This is a genomic window from Nonomuraea sp. NPDC050153 (assembly GCF_044460125.1).
Lineage (GTDB): Bacteria > Actinomycetota > Actinomycetes > Streptosporangiales > Streptosporangiaceae > Nonomuraea.
This window is the reverse complement of sequence record NZ_JBITJQ010000022.1, coordinates 123,331-138,838: the sequence shown is the minus strand read 5'-3', so window position 1 is coordinate 138,838 and position 15,508 is coordinate 123,331. Positions and strand designations below refer to the sequence as shown.

At 73.5% G+C, this 15,508-nt stretch carries 10 protein-coding genes; 7 read left to right on the top strand and 3 right to left on the bottom strand.

What is annotated here, in order from left to right; all coding sequences use genetic code 11:
• Positions 1 to 17 precede the first annotated feature (17 nt).
• The 6 genes from ACIBQ1_RS39815 to ACIBQ1_RS39790 all read left to right on the top strand — a co-directional run bounded on the left by ACIBQ1_RS39815 (position 18) and on the right by ACIBQ1_RS39790 (position 9,197).
• Positions 18 to 1,586: a carboxyl transferase domain-containing protein gene (locus tag ACIBQ1_RS39815; protein ID WP_397285182.1), complete on the top strand. Its 1,569-nt coding sequence runs from the start codon at positions 18 to 20 to the stop codon at positions 1,584 to 1,586.
• Between the two features lie 3 nt (positions 1,587 to 1,589).
• Positions 1,590 to 3,551 (top strand): acetyl/propionyl/methylcrotonyl-CoA carboxylase subunit alpha, encoded by a 1,962-nt coding sequence (locus tag ACIBQ1_RS39810; protein WP_397285180.1) that lies wholly within the window; start codon positions 1,590 to 1,592, stop codon positions 3,549 to 3,551.
• Positions 3,551 to 4,456: a hydroxymethylglutaryl-CoA lyase gene (locus tag ACIBQ1_RS39805; RefSeq protein ID WP_397285178.1), complete on the top strand. Its 906-nt coding sequence runs from the start codon at positions 3,551 to 3,553 to the stop codon at positions 4,454 to 4,456. The genes ACIBQ1_RS39810 and ACIBQ1_RS39805 overlap by 1 nt, the downstream gene beginning before the upstream one ends.
• Before the next feature lie 2 nt (positions 4,457 to 4,458).
• A complete protein-coding gene (locus ACIBQ1_RS39800; RefSeq protein ID WP_397285176.1) occupies positions 4,459 to 5,595 on the top strand; it encodes an acyl-CoA dehydrogenase family protein in 1,137 nt (378 codons plus the stop codon).
• Between the two features lie 75 nt (positions 5,596 to 5,670).
• Positions 5,671 to 6,105, top strand: coding sequence for a GNAT family N-acetyltransferase (locus ACIBQ1_RS39795; protein WP_192786304.1), 435 nt, complete (start codon positions 5,671 to 5,673; stop codon positions 6,103 to 6,105).
• 128 nt (positions 6,106 to 6,233) lie between these two features.
• Positions 6,234 to 9,197 carry an AAA family ATPase gene (locus ACIBQ1_RS39790; RefSeq protein ID WP_397285173.1) on the top strand — a complete coding sequence of 988 codons (2,964 nt, stop codon included), beginning with the start codon at positions 6,234 to 6,236 and terminating at the stop codon, positions 9,195 to 9,197.
• Positions 9,198 to 9,294: 97 nt separating this feature from the next.
• Here ACIBQ1_RS39790 and ACIBQ1_RS39785 read toward each other — a convergent pair whose 3' ends face one another.
• From ACIBQ1_RS39785 to ACIBQ1_RS39775, 3 genes are all read right to left on the bottom strand, one after another.
• Entirely contained in the window at positions 9,295 to 11,643 is a 2,349-nt protein-coding gene (locus tag ACIBQ1_RS39785; protein WP_397285171.1) for a hypothetical protein, read from the bottom strand.
• A gap of 83 nt (positions 11,644 to 11,726) precedes the next feature.
• Positions 11,727 to 12,740 carry a carbohydrate kinase family protein gene (locus tag ACIBQ1_RS39780; protein WP_397285169.1) on the bottom strand — a complete coding sequence of 338 codons (1,014 nt, stop codon included), beginning with the start codon at positions 12,738 to 12,740 and terminating at the stop codon, positions 11,727 to 11,729.
• Positions 12,725 to 13,651 carry a pseudouridine-5'-phosphate glycosidase gene (locus ACIBQ1_RS39775; RefSeq protein WP_397285167.1) on the bottom strand — a complete coding sequence of 309 codons (927 nt, stop codon included), beginning with the start codon at positions 13,649 to 13,651 and terminating at the stop codon, positions 12,725 to 12,727. The genes ACIBQ1_RS39780 and ACIBQ1_RS39775 overlap by 16 nt, the downstream gene beginning before the upstream one ends.
• A gap of 238 nt (positions 13,652 to 13,889) precedes the next feature.
• On the opposite strand from ACIBQ1_RS39775, the gene ACIBQ1_RS39770 reads away from it, so the two are divergent.
• Entirely contained in the window at positions 13,890 to 15,410 is a 1,521-nt protein-coding gene (locus ACIBQ1_RS39770; RefSeq protein ID WP_397285165.1) for a phytoene desaturase family protein, read from the top strand.
• Positions 15,411 to 15,508: the final 98 nt, after the last annotated feature.

The following is a 15,508-nucleotide window of genomic DNA, read 5'->3' as shown; positions in this document are numbered from 1 at the left end:
GCCATGAGAGGGGTGTCATGAGCGAGTGGCCGGTGCTGAAATCGTCCGCCGATCCCGGCGGCGAGGCGTACAAGCGCAACGCCGAGCTCAACGAGCGGCTCGCCGCCGAGTTGCTCGAACGGCTGGAAGCGGCCGCCAGGGGCGGCCCCGAGCGCTCGCGCCTGCGCCACGTCGAGCGCGGCAAGCTGCTGCCGCGCGACCGCGTCGACGGCCTGCTCGACCCCGGATCCCGCTTCCTGGAGCTGTCGCCGCTGGCCGCGAACGGCCTCTACGACGACCAGGCGCCCGCCGCGGGGATCATCACAGGGGTCGGCCGGGTCTCCGGCCGCGAGTGCGTGATCGTCGCCAACGACGCCACCGTGAAGGGCGGCACGTACTACCCGATCACGGTCAAGAAGCACCTGCGCGCGCAGGAGGTGGCGCTGCACAACCGCCTGCCGTGCGTCTACCTCGTCGACTCGGGCGGCGCGTTCCTGCCCAGGCAGGACGAGGTGTTCCCCGACCGCGAGCACTTCGGCCGCATCTTCTACAACCAGGCCACCATGTCCGCCCGCGGCATCCCGCAGATCGCCGCCGTGCTCGGATCGTGCACGGCGGGCGGCGCGTACGTGCCCGCGATGAGCGACGAGGCCGTCATCGTGCGCGGCCAGGGCACGATCTTCCTGGGCGGCCCGCCCCTGGTGAAGGCGGCCACCGGCGAGGAGGTCACGGCCGAGGAGCTGGGCGGCGGCGACCTGCACGCGCGGGTCAGCGGCGTCACCGACCACCTCGCCGAGGACGACGCGCACGCGCTGGCCATCGTCCGCGACATCGTCTCCACCCTGGCCCCGCGCGCGCCGCGCCCCTGGGACACGATCGCGCCCGAGCCGCCCCGGCACGACCCGCGCGACCTGCACGGGATCGTGCCCGCCGACACGCGCCGGCCGTACGACGTGCACGAGGTGATCGCCAGGATCGTGGACGGCTCGCGCTTCCTGGAGTTCAAGGCCGAGTACGGCTCGACCCTCGTGACCGGGTTCGCCCACCTGCACGGCCATCCGGTGGGGATCGTGGCGAACAACGGCATCCTGTTCAGCGAGTCCGCCATGAAGGGCGCCCACTTCATCGAGCTGTGCGACCAGCGCCGGATCCCGCTCGTCTTCCTGCAGAACATCAGCGGCTTCATGGTCGGCAAGGCCTACGAGGCGGGCGGCATCGCCAAACACGGCGCCAAGATGGTCACCGCCGTCTCGTGCGCGCGGGTGCCCAAGTTCACCGTCGTCATCGGGGGGTCCTTCGGGGCGGGGAACTACGCGATGGCCGGGCGGGCGTACTCGCCCAGGTTCCTGTGGATGTGGCCGAACGCCCGCATCTCGGTCATGGGCGGCGAGCAGGCCGCGAACGTCCTCACGACGGTCGGCGCCGCCGACGCCGACGCGATCAGGGCCCAGTACGAGCACCAGGGCAACCCGTACTACTCCACGGCCAGGCTGTGGGACGACGGCGTGATCGACCCGCTCGACACCCGCACCGTCCTCGGCCTGGCGCTGTCCGCGGCGGCCAACGCCCCGCTCGAACCCGCCGGTTACGGCGTCTTTCGGATGTGACGCATGTTGTTCGACCGTGTTCTGATCGCCAACAGGGGCGAGATCGCCGTACGGGTCATCCGCACGCTGCGCCGGCTCGGCATCACGTCGGTGGCCGTGCACACGGCGTCGGACGCCGGAGCCCGCCACGTGCTGGAGGCCGACCTAGCCCACCAAGTGCCGAAATATCTGGATATTGAGGCGATCGTCGGGGCGGCGCTGGCGTCCGGGGCGCAGGCCGTACACCCCGGATACGGCTTCCTCGCCGAGAACGCCGCGTTCGCGCGGCGGTGCGCGCAGGCCGGGCTGGTGTTCGTCGGCCCGCCCCCTGAGGCTGTCGACGCGATGGGCGACAAGATCCGCGCCAAGGCCACGGTGTCGGCGGCAGGGGTCCCCGTCGTGCCCGGCGGGGCCGAGCCCGGCGACTCGCTGGAGTCCTGGCGCGAGTTCCCCGCGCTGATCAAGCCGTCGGCGGGCGGCGGGGGCAAGGGCATGGTGCTCGTACGGTCGGCCGCCGAGCTGCCCGACGCCCTGGAGTCGGCCCGGCGCACGGCGCGGGCGGCGTTCGGCGACGGGACCCTGCTGATCGAGCGGTACGTCGAGAGCCCGCGCCACATCGAGCTGCAGATCCTGGCCGACGCCCACGGCAACGTCGTGCACCTGGGCGAGCGCGAGTGCAGCCTGCAGCGCAGGCACCAGAAGATCATCGAAGAGGCGCCCTCGCCGTTCGTCGGCCCCGAGACGCGCGCCCGCATGGGCGCGGCCGCGGTGGAGGCCGCGCGCTCGGTGGGCTACGTGGGAGCGGGCACGGTCGAGTTCATCGTGGACGGGACCACCGGGTCCTACCACTTCATGGAGATGAACACCCGCCTGCAGGTGGAACACCCCGTCACCGAGCTGGTGACCGGGCTCGACCTGGTCGAGCTGCAGCTGCGGGTGGCGGCGGGGGAGCCGCTGCCGTTCGGGCAGCAGGACGTGCGGCTCGACGGGCACGCCGTCGAGGCCCGCGTCTACGCCGAGGACCCGGCCCGCGGCTTCCTGCCCACGGGCGGCCGCGTGCTGGCGCTGCGCGAGCCGGACGGCGGCGTCTCCGGCTCTCCCGCGCCCGTCGTACGGGTGGACTCCGGGCTGGTCGAGGGCGGCGTCGTGGGCAGCGAGTTCGACCCGATGCTCTCCAAGGTCGTCGCCTGGGCGCCGGACCGGGCCTCGGCGCTCAGGACGCTCGACCGCGCCCTGGCCGGCACGGCCGTGCTCGGCGTGGTCACCAACATCCCGTTCCTGCGGGCCCTCGCCGAGCACCCGGCGGTCAAGGCGGGCGAGCTGGACACCGGGCTGGTCGAACGCGTGCTCCCCGAGCTGGTCCCGCCCGCCGACGTGCCCGGCGAGGTGCTCGCCGCGGCGGCGCTCGCCTTCCACGCCGCCCTGCCGCGGGGCGACGACCCGTGGGAGGTCACGGACGGCTGGCGGGTGGGCTCGCCTGCCTGGACGACGTGGCGGCTGGAGTCGAGGGACGGGGTGCACGCGGTCCAGGTCCGCGGCCTGCCCGAAGAATCCGCAGAGGTCCTGATAAATGGTGAGATCGCCGCCGCGCGCATCCGGCTCGGCGACGGGGAGCTGACCGTCACGATCGGCGGCCGTACCGAGCACTACCTGCGCGTACGCCAGGCCGACACGCTCTGGCTCGGCAAGGACGGCGCGGCGTGGGCGCTCACCCGGCACCTCATCGGCGACCCCGGCGACCGGCCCGGCGCGGCGGCCTCGGGCGACGGCGTCGTCAGGAGCCCCATGCCCGGCACCGTCCTGGTGGTCAAGGCCCAGGCCGGCGACCGGGTCAGCGCGGGCCAGCCGCTGGTCATCGTGGAGGCCATGAAGATGGAGCACACCGTCACCGCGCCCCGCGACGGCGTGGTCGCCGAGCTGCCCGTCCAGGCGGGCCGGCCGGTCGACATGGACGCCGTCCTCGCCGTGGTCACAGAGGAGTCGTGATGCCTTACCCGATGGAAGGGCTTCCGCAGCAGGTCACGATCTACGAGGTCGGACCGCGCGACGGCCTGCAGAACGAGTCCTCGATCGTGCCCGTCGAGGTGAAGGCCGAGTTCATCGACCGCCTCGCGGACGCCGGGCACAAGGTGATCGAGGCGACCAGCTTCGTGCACCCCAAGTGGGTGCCGCAGCTCGCCGACGCCGACGACCTGCTCGCCCGGCTGCGCAGGAAGCCGGGCGTGCGCTACCCGGTCCTGGTCCCCAACCTGCGCGGCCTCGACCGGGCGCTGGAACGCGGCGTGGACGAGATCGCCATCTTCGCCAGCGCCACCGAGACGTTCGCCGCCAAGAACCTCAACCGGAGCCTGGAGAGCCAGTTCGAGATGTTCGGGCCGGTCGTGGCCAGGGCGCTGGACAACGGCGTGCGGGTGCGCGCGTACGCGTCGATGTGCTTCGGCGACCCCTGGGAGGGGCCGACGCCGATCGCCCAGGTGGTCTCGGTCGGGGAGCGGCTGCTCGGGCTCGGCTGCTACGAGCTGTCGCTCGGCGACACGATCGGGGTCGGCACGCCCGGGCACGTGACCGCGCTGATCAAGGCGTTCCGCCGCCCCGAGCGGCTCGCCGTGCACTTCCACGACACCTACGGCCAGGCGCTCGGCAACACCCTGGCCGCGCTGAGAGCGGGCGTGACCACGATCGACGCCTCCACGGGCGGCATCGGCGGCTGCCCCTACGCCGAGTCCGCCACCGGCAACCTCGCCACCGAAGACCTGGTCTGGATGTTGCGGGGGCTCGGCATCGAGACCGGGCTCGACCTGGGCAAGCTCGTGTCCACCAGCACCTGGCTGGCGGAGCTGCTCGGCCGGCCCAGCCCCTCCCGCGTCGTCCAGGCGCTGTCGAAAGGCTGACCATGCTCAAGGATGAGTACGAAGAGCTGCGCAAGACCGTCGAGGCGTTCGCCCGCGAGGTGGTCGCGCCGGTGATCGGCGACTACTACGAACGGGAGGAGTTCCCGTACGACATCGTGCGGCAGATGGGCGCCATGGGGCTGTTCGGGCTGCCGATCCCGGAGGAGTACGGCGGCATGGGCGGCGACTACTTCGCGCTGTGCGTGGCGCTGGAGGAGCTGGCCCGCGTCGACTCCAGCGTGGCGATCACCCTGGAGGCCGCGGTGTCGCTGGGCGCGATGCCGATCTACCGGTTCGGCACCGACGAGCAGCGCGAGCACTGGCTGCCCAGGCTGACCTCGGGCTCCGCGCTGGGCGCGTTCGGCCTGACGGAGCCGGGCGGCGGGTCCGACGTGCCGGGCGGGATGCGGACCACGGCCGTGCTGGACGGTTCCGAATGGGTGATCAACGGGACGAAGGCCTTCATCACGAACTCCGGCACCGACATCACGGCCGTCGTCGGCGTGGCCGCGCTCACCGGCGAGCGGGAGATCTCCACGATCCTCGTGCCGAGCGGCACGCCCGGGTTCACGGTGTCGAAGAAGTACTCCAAGGTCGGCTGGAACGCCTCCGACACGCGCGAGCTGTCCTTCGCCGACTGCCGCGTCCCCGCCGCGAACCTGCTGGGCGAGCGCGGCCGCGGCTACGCGCAGTTCCTGCAGACCCTTGACGAGGGCCGCGTCGCGATCGCCGCGCTCAGCGTGGGACTGGCCCAGGGGTGCGTGGACGAAAGCCTCAAGTACGTCAGGGACCGGAAGGCGTTCGGCCACCCGATCGGCCACTACCAGGCCATCCAGTTCAAGATCGCCGACATGGAGGTCCGCGCCCACACCGCCCGCCTGGCCTACTACCACGCGGCCGAGAAGATGCTGGCCGGGGCGCCGTTCAAGAAGGAGGCCGCGATTGCCAAGCTGGTCTCCTCGAACGCCGCCATGGACAACGCGCGGGACGCCACGCAGGTGTTCGGCGGCTACGGGTTCATGAACGAGTTCCCCGTGGGACGCTTCTACCGCGACGCCAAGGTGCTGGAGATCGGGGAGGGCACGAGCGAGGTCCAGCGCATGCTCATCGCCCGCCAGCTCGGCCTGGGAGACCTCTGAATGTCCGCGGCGGGGCGAAGGTCGAAGTCGTGGGAGTTTGCGCCCGCCACCTCGGACGATCTAGTGTCATCAGTCATGACGGCTGACGATCTTCTCATCAGGAGGGCGGAGAAGGCCGACGCGGACGAGGTGTTCGCGCTGGCGCGCGAGTTCGGTCTGACGTTCAGGCCGGAGCGCGGGGCCTTCGACGCCGCTCTGCCCGAGCTGCTGGCGAACGAGGATGCTCTGCTGCTCGCGGCCGTCGTGGGCGGGCGCGTCCAGGGTTACCTGCTGGGGTTCGTGCATCTGACGCTGTTCGCCAACGGGCCGGTGGCCTGGGTCGAGGAGGCCATGGTCGGGTCCGGGGCACGCCGGCAGGGCATCGGGCGGGCCCTGCTGGAGGAGTTCGAGCGGTGGGCGCGCTCGCGGGAGGCGGGCTACGTGGCGATGGCCACGCGGCGGGCGCCCGAGTTCTACCACGCGCTCGGCTACGAGGCCTCCGCCACGTTCTTCCGCAAGGTCCTGCGCTAGCCTCCGGGCCGGTCTCCCGGCCGGTCTTCGTGCGAGTCTCCGGGCCTGTCTCCGGGCCGGCCTCCGCGAAGGTCCGCGCCGAGCGGCCCGGCAGGAATTCTGTCGTCGTCTGATGGCATTCTTAGGGCGTGAGTATCCACGCCGTCAGCCCCCGTTTCGTCGGGCGTGCCCGTGAGCTCGCCGCCCTCGGCGACGCGCTGGCCGGGGCGCGTGCCGGGGCGTCGTCCGCCGTGCTCGTCGGCGGCGAGGCCGGGGTCGGCAAGACACGGCTGATCAAGGAGTTCACCGACCGGGCCGACGACGTGCTGGTGCTCGTCGGCGGGTGCCTGGAGCTGGGCACAGAGGGCCTGCCGTTCGCGCCGTTCACCGCCGTGCTGCGGGGGCTGGTGCGCGAGCTGGGCCGCGACGGGGTGGCGGCACTCGTGCCCGGGGGCACGCGCGGGCTGGCGCGGCTGCTGCCCGAGTTCGGCGAGCCGGACGGGGACGGGCCGGAGGCCAGGGCGCGGCTGTTCGAGCAGGTGCTGGGGCTGCTGGAGCGGCTGGCCGAAGAGCGTCCCGTGCTGCTGATCGTCGAGGACGCCCACTGGGCCGACCGGTCCACCCGCGACCTGCTGTCGTTCCTGGTCCGCTATCAGCCCACCGCGACGGGCCTGCTGATCGTGGTCACGTACCGCACCGACGAGCTGCACCGCACCCACCCGCTGCGGCCGCTCCTGGCCGAGCTGGGCCGGGTCGAGCGGGTGCGCAGGATCGAGCTGCGCAGGCTCACCCGCAGGGAGGCCGTCGCGCAGGCGGCGGGCATCCTGGAGCGGGAGCCGTCCCCCGCCGACATGGACCTGATCTACGCGCGCAGCGAGGGAAACCCGCTGTTCGTGGAGGCGCTGCTCAGCGACGGAGGCGGCGTCGCGCTGCCGGAGTCGCTGCGCGACCTGCTGCTGGCCAGCGTCGAGCGGCTGCCCGCCGAGACGCAGGAGCTGCTGCGCGTGGCCAGCGCCGGCGGGCAGCGCATCGAGCACGACCTGCTCTCCGCCGTCGCCGGGCTCGACGAGAGCGCGCTCGCCGGCGCGCTGCGGCCCGCCGTGGCCGGAAACGTGCTCACCGTCGACGGTGAGGGCTACTGCTTCCGGCACGCGCTGATCCGCGAGGCGCTCCACGACGACCTGCTGCCCGGCGAGCACACCCGCCTGCACACGCGCTTCGCCGAGGCGCTTGAGCGCGACCTGTCGATCCTGCCCGCCCCGCGCGGCGCGATCGAGCTGGCCCACCACTGGCACTCCGCCCACGACTCCACCTGGGCGCTGGTCAGCGCCTGGCAGGCGGCCGGCGTCGCCCGCAGGTCCACCGCCTACGACGAGCAGCTCGGGATGTTGTCCAGGGTGCTGGAGCTGTGGGACCAGGTGCCCGACGCCGTCGAGCGCATCGGCTGCGACCGCACCGACGTGCTCCGGAACACGGCCACGGTCGCGCACCTCGCCGGCGAGTACGAACGGGCCATCGCCCTGGCGAGCGCCGCCCTCGCCGAGATCGACCGCGACGCCGACCCGATCAGGGCGGCCAAGCTGCTGCGCCAGCGCGGCCTGACCCGCTACGACCTGGGCCGCCCCGGCTTCCTCGACGACCTGCGCGAGGCGGCCGCGCTGGTCGCCTCCGACGAGCCGAGCAACCTCCGCGCCCAGGTCCTGGAGACCTTGTCCCGCATGCTCCACGGGCGCGAGGCCTGGTCGGAGCGGCTCGCCACGGGCCGGCTCGCGATGGAGATCGCCCACGAGTTGGGCGACCGCAGGGTGGAGGCGCACGCGCTGATCGACCTCGCCTGGGCGCGGTTCGGCTTCTCCGAGATCGACGCGCAGATGGAGGCGTTCGCGGAGGCGCGCAGGATCGCCGGCGGCGACAGGGCGTTCAACGCGCTGATGCGCTGCGCGATCTCCGAGTCCGACGCGCTGGAGGGGGCGGGCCGCCACGAGCGGGCCGCGCGGGTGGCCCGCGACGGCATCGAGGAGGCCCGCCAGTACGGGCTGGCCCGCACGTCCGGCGCGTTCCTGTCGATCAACCTCGCCGAGCCGCTGGTGTCGCTGGGGCAGTGGGAGGAGGCGCTGGAGGTGGTCGAGCACGCGCTCGACCTCGCGCCGCCGGCGCCCTACCAGGCCAGCCTGCAGGGGTTCGCCGTGGACATCGCGCTGGCGCGCGGGGAGTTCGACCGGGCCGAGCGGTTGCTGGGGTCGTCGCGGGGCGTGTTGTCGCGCGGGACCTTCCGCGACCAGACCGTCCTGCCGCACCTGTGCAGGGAGGTGCGGCTGCTGCAGGCGCGCGGGGAGCTCGAGGCCGCGGTCGAGGTGGCCGCCCGGGCCATGGAGGAGCGCGATCTGCTGGACACCCCGCGTTACTCCTGGCCGGTGCTGGTGACGATCGCCGACCTGCTCGCCTCCGTGGCGCCGCATCCCGGGCGCGCTTGGGCATCCGCACCCGCGGGCGGGGCCACGCCGCTGGCGATGCTCGGCGCGGCCCTCCTGGAGCGGCTCCGGGCGCTGGGGCGGGAGGTCGAGGCCGACGGGGACCTTCAGCACGCCCACCGCCTCACCTTCGCGGCGCTGACGGGGCACGAGGCGGACGACGGCGCCGGCGAGCCGGGCGCGTGGCAGTTCAAGGCCTGGGACCAGGCTGCGGGGGCGTGGGCGGCGCTGCGGCAGCCGTACGCCGAGGCGCGGTGCCTGGTGGGCGCGGCGCAGGCGGCGCTGGCGTGCGGCGACCGGCAGGAGGCCGCGGCGCGGCTGGGCCGCGCGCGGGAGCTGGCCGGCCGGCTGGGCGCGACGCCGCTGCTGGAGCAGATCGACGCCGTCAGGCGGCGGGCCAGGATCGGGGGCGCAGAGGAGGCGGCCGACGGGCCGCCGCTGGGCCTGACGGCTCGGGAGCTGGAGGTGCTGCGGGAGGTGGCCGACGGGCGGAGCAACCGGGAGATCGCCGAGGCGCTGTTCATCTCGGCGAAGACGGTGAGCGTGCACGTCTCCAACATCCTGGCCAAGCTGGGCGTCGCCACCCGGGGCGAGGCCGCCGCCACCGCCTACCGGCTGCGGCTGTTCGACGCGCCCCTGTGACCGGCCTGTTCGACGTGCCCCTCTGTGGCAGACCTGTCCGATGCGGCTCTGTGACCGGGCCTGTCCGACCTGCTTCTGTGACCGGCCTGGGCGGGCCTCAGGCCGTCAGCTGGGCTTCCAGGCGGTAGCCGTCCACCGTGACGTAGACCTGGTCGCCGGGGCGGGCGTTCAGCCGCATCAGCACCGGCTGAAGGGAGTCGAAGACCGGCTGGTGACCCTGCCAGACCAGGACGATGGCGTTGTCCCCCGGGCCGGTCACCGACAGCAGCGTGCCGGGGCGCATGCCGAGCTGGGCCGCGTAGCCCTCCGGCACCGGCACCGGGCCGCCCCTGAGATGCTCGGGGGTCACCTCGATGCGCTGCCAGCGGCGCGGGTCCGAGGACGGGCCCGGCAGCGGCGGAGGCGGCGTCGGGGGAGTGCCCGCCAGCATCGGCGAACGGCCGCCCGACAGCGCCGAGAGCGTCGCCAGGGCCGCGGACGGGTCGATCGAGCCCGCCGCAGAGGCCGCCGACGGGATGGGCTGGCCGCCCCGGTGATGGTGGCCGTTGGCGCCCGGCGTGCGGCGGGGCAGGGGCTGGGCGGGCGACGGGGCCTCGGCCACCGCGTCGCCGCTCGACTCCTGGGGCAGGGCGTCGTACCAGGCCCTGGCGGAGTGGGCGCGGATGCCCAGCTCGCCCATCAGCTCCACGACGTCCGCGTCGGACGGGCTGGAGGCCAGGAGCTGCCTCGTACGGTCCTGAAGGCGGTGCAGGTCGCCCACGACCAGCCAGCCGTCCTGGAAGCGGCGGTCGGGCATGAGGGTCACCAGCACGCGCCAGAGTGGGGTGCGCAGCGACGGGACGGTCACGGGGTGGGCGGGGTCGGCGCCGATGAGCTGGTCCTCGGTGGCCGCCGCGCCGAGCCATTCGGTCAGGCGGAACATGTGGCCCGTGACCGGCGCGGACTCCGAGGAGCGGAGCCAGTGCAGCACGCGTTCCTCGGCCGTGCGCTGGGCCTGGGAGAGCGCGTCCCGGTCGACCAGCATCTTGTGGGCGAGCGTGCGCAGGCTGACCGGGTCCTCCGCGAACAGCCGGTGCACGGCCACCGCCAGCTCCAGCTTGTCCAGGCTGCGGAACAGGTTGTCCACGACCCGGACCATCGCGTGGTCGGCGTCGGTCGGCACGGGACTGGCGGGGACCGCCGGAGCACTGGGCACAGGCGCGGGCGCGGGGTAGCTCGGGGTGCCGTTGCTCTTGGAGGCGTTCGCCGGGCCGGGGACGGCGGGCATGGATCCCGTGCTGGGGCCGCCGGGGACCGCCGGCATGGACCCGGTGCTGGGGCCGCCCGGGACGGCGGGCATGGACCCGGTGCTGGGACCGCCGGAGGCGGAGCCGTCGTCCTGGCGGCCGGGCTGGGAACCTGCCTGGGAGGCGGCCTGGGGACCGGCGGGGCGTTGCGGGGCGCGTTCGGGCTGGCCGGGGGCCGGGCGCGGCGGGAGGCCCTCGCCGGCGAGCCCCTGCCGCGGCTCGCCGCCCTGCTGCTGAGCCGGGAACGAGCCGGTCTGCGGCTGGGCCGAGAACGAGCCGGTCTGCGCGGGGAACGACCCCGTCTGACGCGGCGGCGCGCTGCCGTCCTGGCCCGGCTGGACCGGGAAGGAGCCGGTCTGGCGGCTCTGCGACGCGGGCGAGGAGCGGTCGGACACCGCGGGGAAGGAACCGGTCTGCGGCCCGGAGCCGCTGTCCTGCCCCTGGGCGGCGAGAGGCCCGGTGCCCGGGGGCTGCTGGACCGGGAACGAGCCCGTCTGGCGCGGGTCCGCGGCGGCGGCCGGGCGCTGCGGCGCGGCGTCGGCCTGGCCCTGGTTCGCGAAGGGGCGTTCGGCGGCGCCGCTCTGGGCGGCGAACATGCCGGTCTGGGGCACCGGGTCGGCCTGTACGGGGAAGGGACCCGTGCCACGGATGAGCGGCCGGGTGACCTCGGGATGATCGGCCGCGGGAGCCACACGCTGGGCCGCGGGAGCCTCACGCTGGGCTTCGGGGGCCTCACGCTGGGCCGGGATGCGGCCGAGGATCTCGCGGAAGACGGAGCCGATCACCACCTCCGGCGTCGCCGACGGCGTGCCCAGGTCGCTGGGGGACAGGCGGCGCAGCCGCTGCCAGCCGCCGAGCCCGGTGATCGCCGTACGGGTGGCCTCGGGCCAGCCCGGCAGCGCCGGATCGACGTGGTGAACCGTCAGCGCGGGCAGCAGGTCGGCCAGCGGCAGGTAGTCCCAGCGGGAGGAGGCCAGCCGCGCCAGACGTTCGCAGATCCAGTCGAGCCCCGCCGTGCCGAGCGCCCTGGACAGCGTGAGAGAGTGCCACCATCCCGCCGGCAGCCGTGGATCGCCCAACGCCTCGGCCACCTGCTGTGGGCGGCTCCAGCGCAGCGCAGGGACTAGGTCGCTCAGGCAGATCGATGACTCGACTTCCATCGGCGGACCTTATCCTCCCCAGTGAGCCGCGTGGTGCTGACCGAAACGCGTGTGGCTAATGGTGCAGCTTACGCGGCAAGCTATCAATCAGTGTGAATAGGGTAAAGACGGTTCAGCTCCAAACCGTACCGTGGCCGACCGCCCACCTGGGCCACACATGCGGCACCAGCACGGCAACCTGCTTCCAAAGCCGCCTCTTCGCTGACACCCTGCAAAACCCCGGTGAGGTACCCGGCGGCGAACGCGTCACCCGCTCCCGTCGAGTCCACGACCTCGGTGGACGCGCCTGCCGCCGCCGCGACGACCTCGCCGTCCACGGCGGCCAGCGCGCCCCCCGCTCCCAGCTTCACGATCGCTGTGCCGTATGTCTCACTCAAGAGTACGGCGGCGCGCTCCGCCGTCGTGGCCCCACTCAGCAAGAGGGCCTCATCAAGATTCGGGAGGATCAGGCCGGCAGGGGCGGATTCGCGGATGAAACGTTCAACCCCGAAGTCGCGCAGCGGGCCGGTGGAGGCCGGGTCGACGCTGATCGCGATCCCCGCGGCGGCGGCCTCGGCCATCGCCAGCCTGGCCAGCCGCAGCCCGCCGTCGGCGAACAGCAGGTAGCCGGACAGGTGGAGCCGGGCGGCGCCGTCGAGCAGGGCCGGGTCCCAGTCGGCCTCGGAGATCAGGCCGCCCGCGCCGCGGTTGGTGAGCATCGTCCGCTCGCCGCTCCGGTCCACCATCGCGATCACGACGGCGGTGGGGCGGTCGGGATCGACCGAGACGTGCGGGCGCACCCCCGCCCTGGCCAGCTCGGCGGTGTGCCACTCGCTGCTGTCGTAGCCGAGCCTGGCCAGCAGGCGCACGTCGGCGCCGAGGCGGGCGGCCCAGGCGGCGGTGTTCGCGCCGGAGCCGCCGGGGCGCAGGACGATGTCGGCAGCGGTGTCGGTGCCCGACATGACCGGCGAACCGTGCAACGCCACCACATCGGTGACGACGTCGCCGATGACGAGCAGAGCGTTGCCCGTCACCCTGCCCGTCAGATCGCTCGTCAGATCGCCCGCTTGGTCGCCCGCTTGGTCGCCCGTCAGATCGTCCCTCACGGTCGTGCCCATGAGTGGGCGATCTGGGAGGCCAGGGCGACGTTGCCGCGCACGGCGGCCAGGTTGGCCTCCAGGGAGGCCCCGCCGGTGCCGTCCACCAGGTAGCCCAGCAGGAACGGCGTGATCGCCTGCCCCTTGACGCCCTGCCGCTCGGCGGCGGCCAGCGCCTCGGCCAGCACGCGGTCGTGGAGCTCGGGGTCGAGCTGCTGGTCCACGGGGACGGGGTTGGCGACGATCAGCGCCGTCTCCTGGCCGCCGAGCGCGTCCTGGCCGCGCATGATCGCCGCCGCCTCGGCGGGCGACTCGATCCGCCACTCGATCGGCTGGCCGGAGGAGTGCAGGTAGAAGCCGGGGAAAGTGTCAGTGCGGTAGCCGGCCACGCTCACGCCGCGCGTCTCGAGGCGCTGCAGCGTCGCGGGCACGTCGAGGATCGACTTGACGCCGGCGCAGACCACGGTGATGCGGGTGCGGGCCAGCGTGTCGAGGTCGGCGGACTCGTCCTGGTCCTCGGTCCAGCCGCGATGTACGCCGCCGAGGCCGCCGGTGGCGAAGACGCGGATGCCGGCGCGGGCGGCCAGGAAGGATGTGGCCGACACGGTGGTCGCGCCGCTGGCCTTCAGCGCCGCCGCCACGGGCAGGTCCCGCTGCCCCAGCTTGCGCAGGCCGGACTCGGTCGCGATGCGCTCCAGCCCGGCCTCGTCGAGACCGATGCGGGGCACGCCGTCCAGCACGGCGATCGTGGCCGGAACGGCGCCGGCCGCCCGTACGATCCCCTCCAGCTCGCGCGCCACCTCCAGGTTGCGCGGCTGCGGCAGCCCGTGGGAGATGATCGTGGACTCCAGGGCGACGACGGGCGCGCCGTTCGCCAGGGCCTCGGCGACCTCGTCGGACGGCTGCAGAACGGAGTCGGGGGTGGTGCGCATGGTGAGTTTCGTGCTCCTCGGGTGGTCCGTGCCTACTAGGGCGAAAGACGTATTTTACGGGATTTGTCGGGAAAGCAGCTGGTTACGGCGCTGATCAAGTGGCGGTCCACCTGAGGATCACACAGGGGCGCGGCGCCCGCCAGTGATCCCCCCGGTGTCGTTCGGGCCGGGAGTTGGGGGAGAAATGTCCGCGATTGAGCGTTGACGGGTGGTGTGGGTGGGGTCATATGGTGCGGAGATGGGGTCGTATGACGTGATCGTGGCCGGAGGCGGGCACAACGGGCTGGTGGCGGCCACCTATCTGGCCGGGGCGGGGCGCAGCGTGCTCGTCCTGGAGCGGCATGACCACGTGGGCGGTCTGGCGATCTCCGCGCGAGCCTTCCCCGGCGTCGACGTAAGGCTGTCGCGCTACTCCTACCTGGTCAGCCTCCTGCCCTCGGCGATCGTTCGCGATCTGGGCCTGGACCTGGAGCTGCGTCGCCGGCGCTACGCCTCGTACACGCCCAGGGGCGAGACCGGCCTGCTCGTCGACAACGAGGACGCGGCGGCGACGGCGGCCTCGTTCCGGGAGGTCACCGGCGGCGAGGCCGACCACAAGGCGTGGCAGGACTTCTACGGCATGACCGCGCGCGTGGCGCAGGCCCTGGCGCCCACGCTGCTCGAACCCCTCCCGTCCGCCGCCGAGGTCGAACGGCTCGTCGGCCCCGAGGCGTGGCGGGACCTGTTCGGGCGGCCGATCGGCCGGACCGTGGAGGAGCGCTTCGGGGACGACACCGTGCGCGGCGTCGTGCTGACCGACGCGCTCATCGGCACGTTCGCCGACCCCGCCACCGACCTGCTGGCCAACCGGTGCTTCCTGTACCACGTGATCGGTGACGGCAACGGCGAGTGGAACGTCCCCGTCGGCGGCATGGGCGCCGTCTCGGGGGCGCTGGAGGCGGCGGCCAGGCGGGCGGGCGCCGAGATCAGGACCGGGGCCGAGATCGTCGGGATCTCGCCGTCCGGCGAGGTCACGTTCGCGGACGAGGGCGGCGAGCACACGGTGAACGGCGGCCACGTGCTGGTCAACCTGCCGCCGGCCGTGCTCGACCGAGTGCTCGACCGGGCGCAGGGCAGGCCCGGGAGAGTCCCCGAGGGCGCGCAGCTGAAGGTCAACATGGTGCTGACGAGGCTGCCCCGGCTGAAGGACGCGTCCGTGGACCCGCGGGCGGCCTTCAGCGGCACGTTCCACATCAACGAGAGCCGCGACCAGCTCGCCGCCGCCTACGGGCAGGCGGCGCGAGGGGAGATCCCGGAGGTGCCGCCGGCCGAGGTCTACTGCCATTCGCTGACCGACCCGTCGATTCTCGGGCCCGGGCTCAGGGGCGAGGCCGAGACGATGACGCTGTTCGGCCTCCACATGCCCGCCCGCCTTTTCCGGAAAAATCCGGATAAAGCGAGAAAGGCGGCCCTGGACGCCACCTTCGCCTCCATCAACTCCGTCCTCGCCGAGCCCATCGAGGACTGCCTGCTCAGAGCCCCCGACGGCACCCCGTGCGTCGAGGCCAAATCCCCGGTCGACCTGGAGAACGAGGCCGGGCTGCCGGGCGGCCACATCTTCCACACCGACCTGAGCTGGCCGTACGCGGAAGACGGGGAGCGGTGGGGCGTGGAGACCGAGCACGAGCGCATCCTGATGTGCGGCGCGAGCGCCCGCAGGGGCGGCGGCGTGAGCGGGATCGCCGGACACAACGCGGCCATGTCGGTGCTGAAGCGCTGACCCCCCCGCGCCAGCCCCCTCCGCGCGAGCCCCGCGCCAGCCCCCTCCGCGCGAGCCCCGCGCCAGCCCCCTCCGCGCGAGCCCCGCGCCAGCCCCCT

Excerpts from the sequence above, each read along its gene's own strand:
- ACIBQ1_RS39815 (WP_397285182.1), top strand. The coding sequence starts at position 18 with ATGAGCGAGTGGCCGGTGCTGAAATCGTCCGCCGATCCCGGCGGCGAG.
- ACIBQ1_RS39810 (WP_397285180.1), top strand. The coding sequence starts at position 1,590 with ATGTTGTTCGACCGTGTTCTGATCGCCAACAGGGGCGAGATCGCCGTA.
- ACIBQ1_RS39805 (WP_397285178.1), top strand. The coding sequence starts at position 3,551 with ATGCCTTACCCGATGGAAGGGCTTCCGCAGCAGGTCACGATCTACGAG.
- ACIBQ1_RS39800 (WP_397285176.1), top strand. The coding sequence starts at position 4,459 with ATGCTCAAGGATGAGTACGAAGAGCTGCGCAAGACCGTCGAGGCGTTC.
- ACIBQ1_RS39795 (WP_192786304.1), top strand. The coding sequence starts at position 5,671 with ATGACGGCTGACGATCTTCTCATCAGGAGGGCGGAGAAGGCCGACGCG.
- ACIBQ1_RS39785 (WP_397285171.1), bottom strand. The coding sequence starts at position 11,643 with ATGGAAGTCGAGTCATCGATCTGCCTGAGCGACCTAGTCCCTGCGCTG.
- ACIBQ1_RS39780 (WP_397285169.1), bottom strand. The coding sequence starts at position 12,740 with ATGGGCACGACCGTGAGGGACGATCTGACGGGCGACCAAGCGGGCGAC.
- ACIBQ1_RS39775 (WP_397285167.1), bottom strand. The coding sequence starts at position 13,651 with ATGCGCACCACCCCCGACTCCGTTCTGCAGCCGTCCGACGAGGTCGCC.
- ACIBQ1_RS39770 (WP_397285165.1), top strand. The coding sequence starts at position 13,890 with ATGGGGTCGTATGACGTGATCGTGGCCGGAGGCGGGCACAACGGGCTG.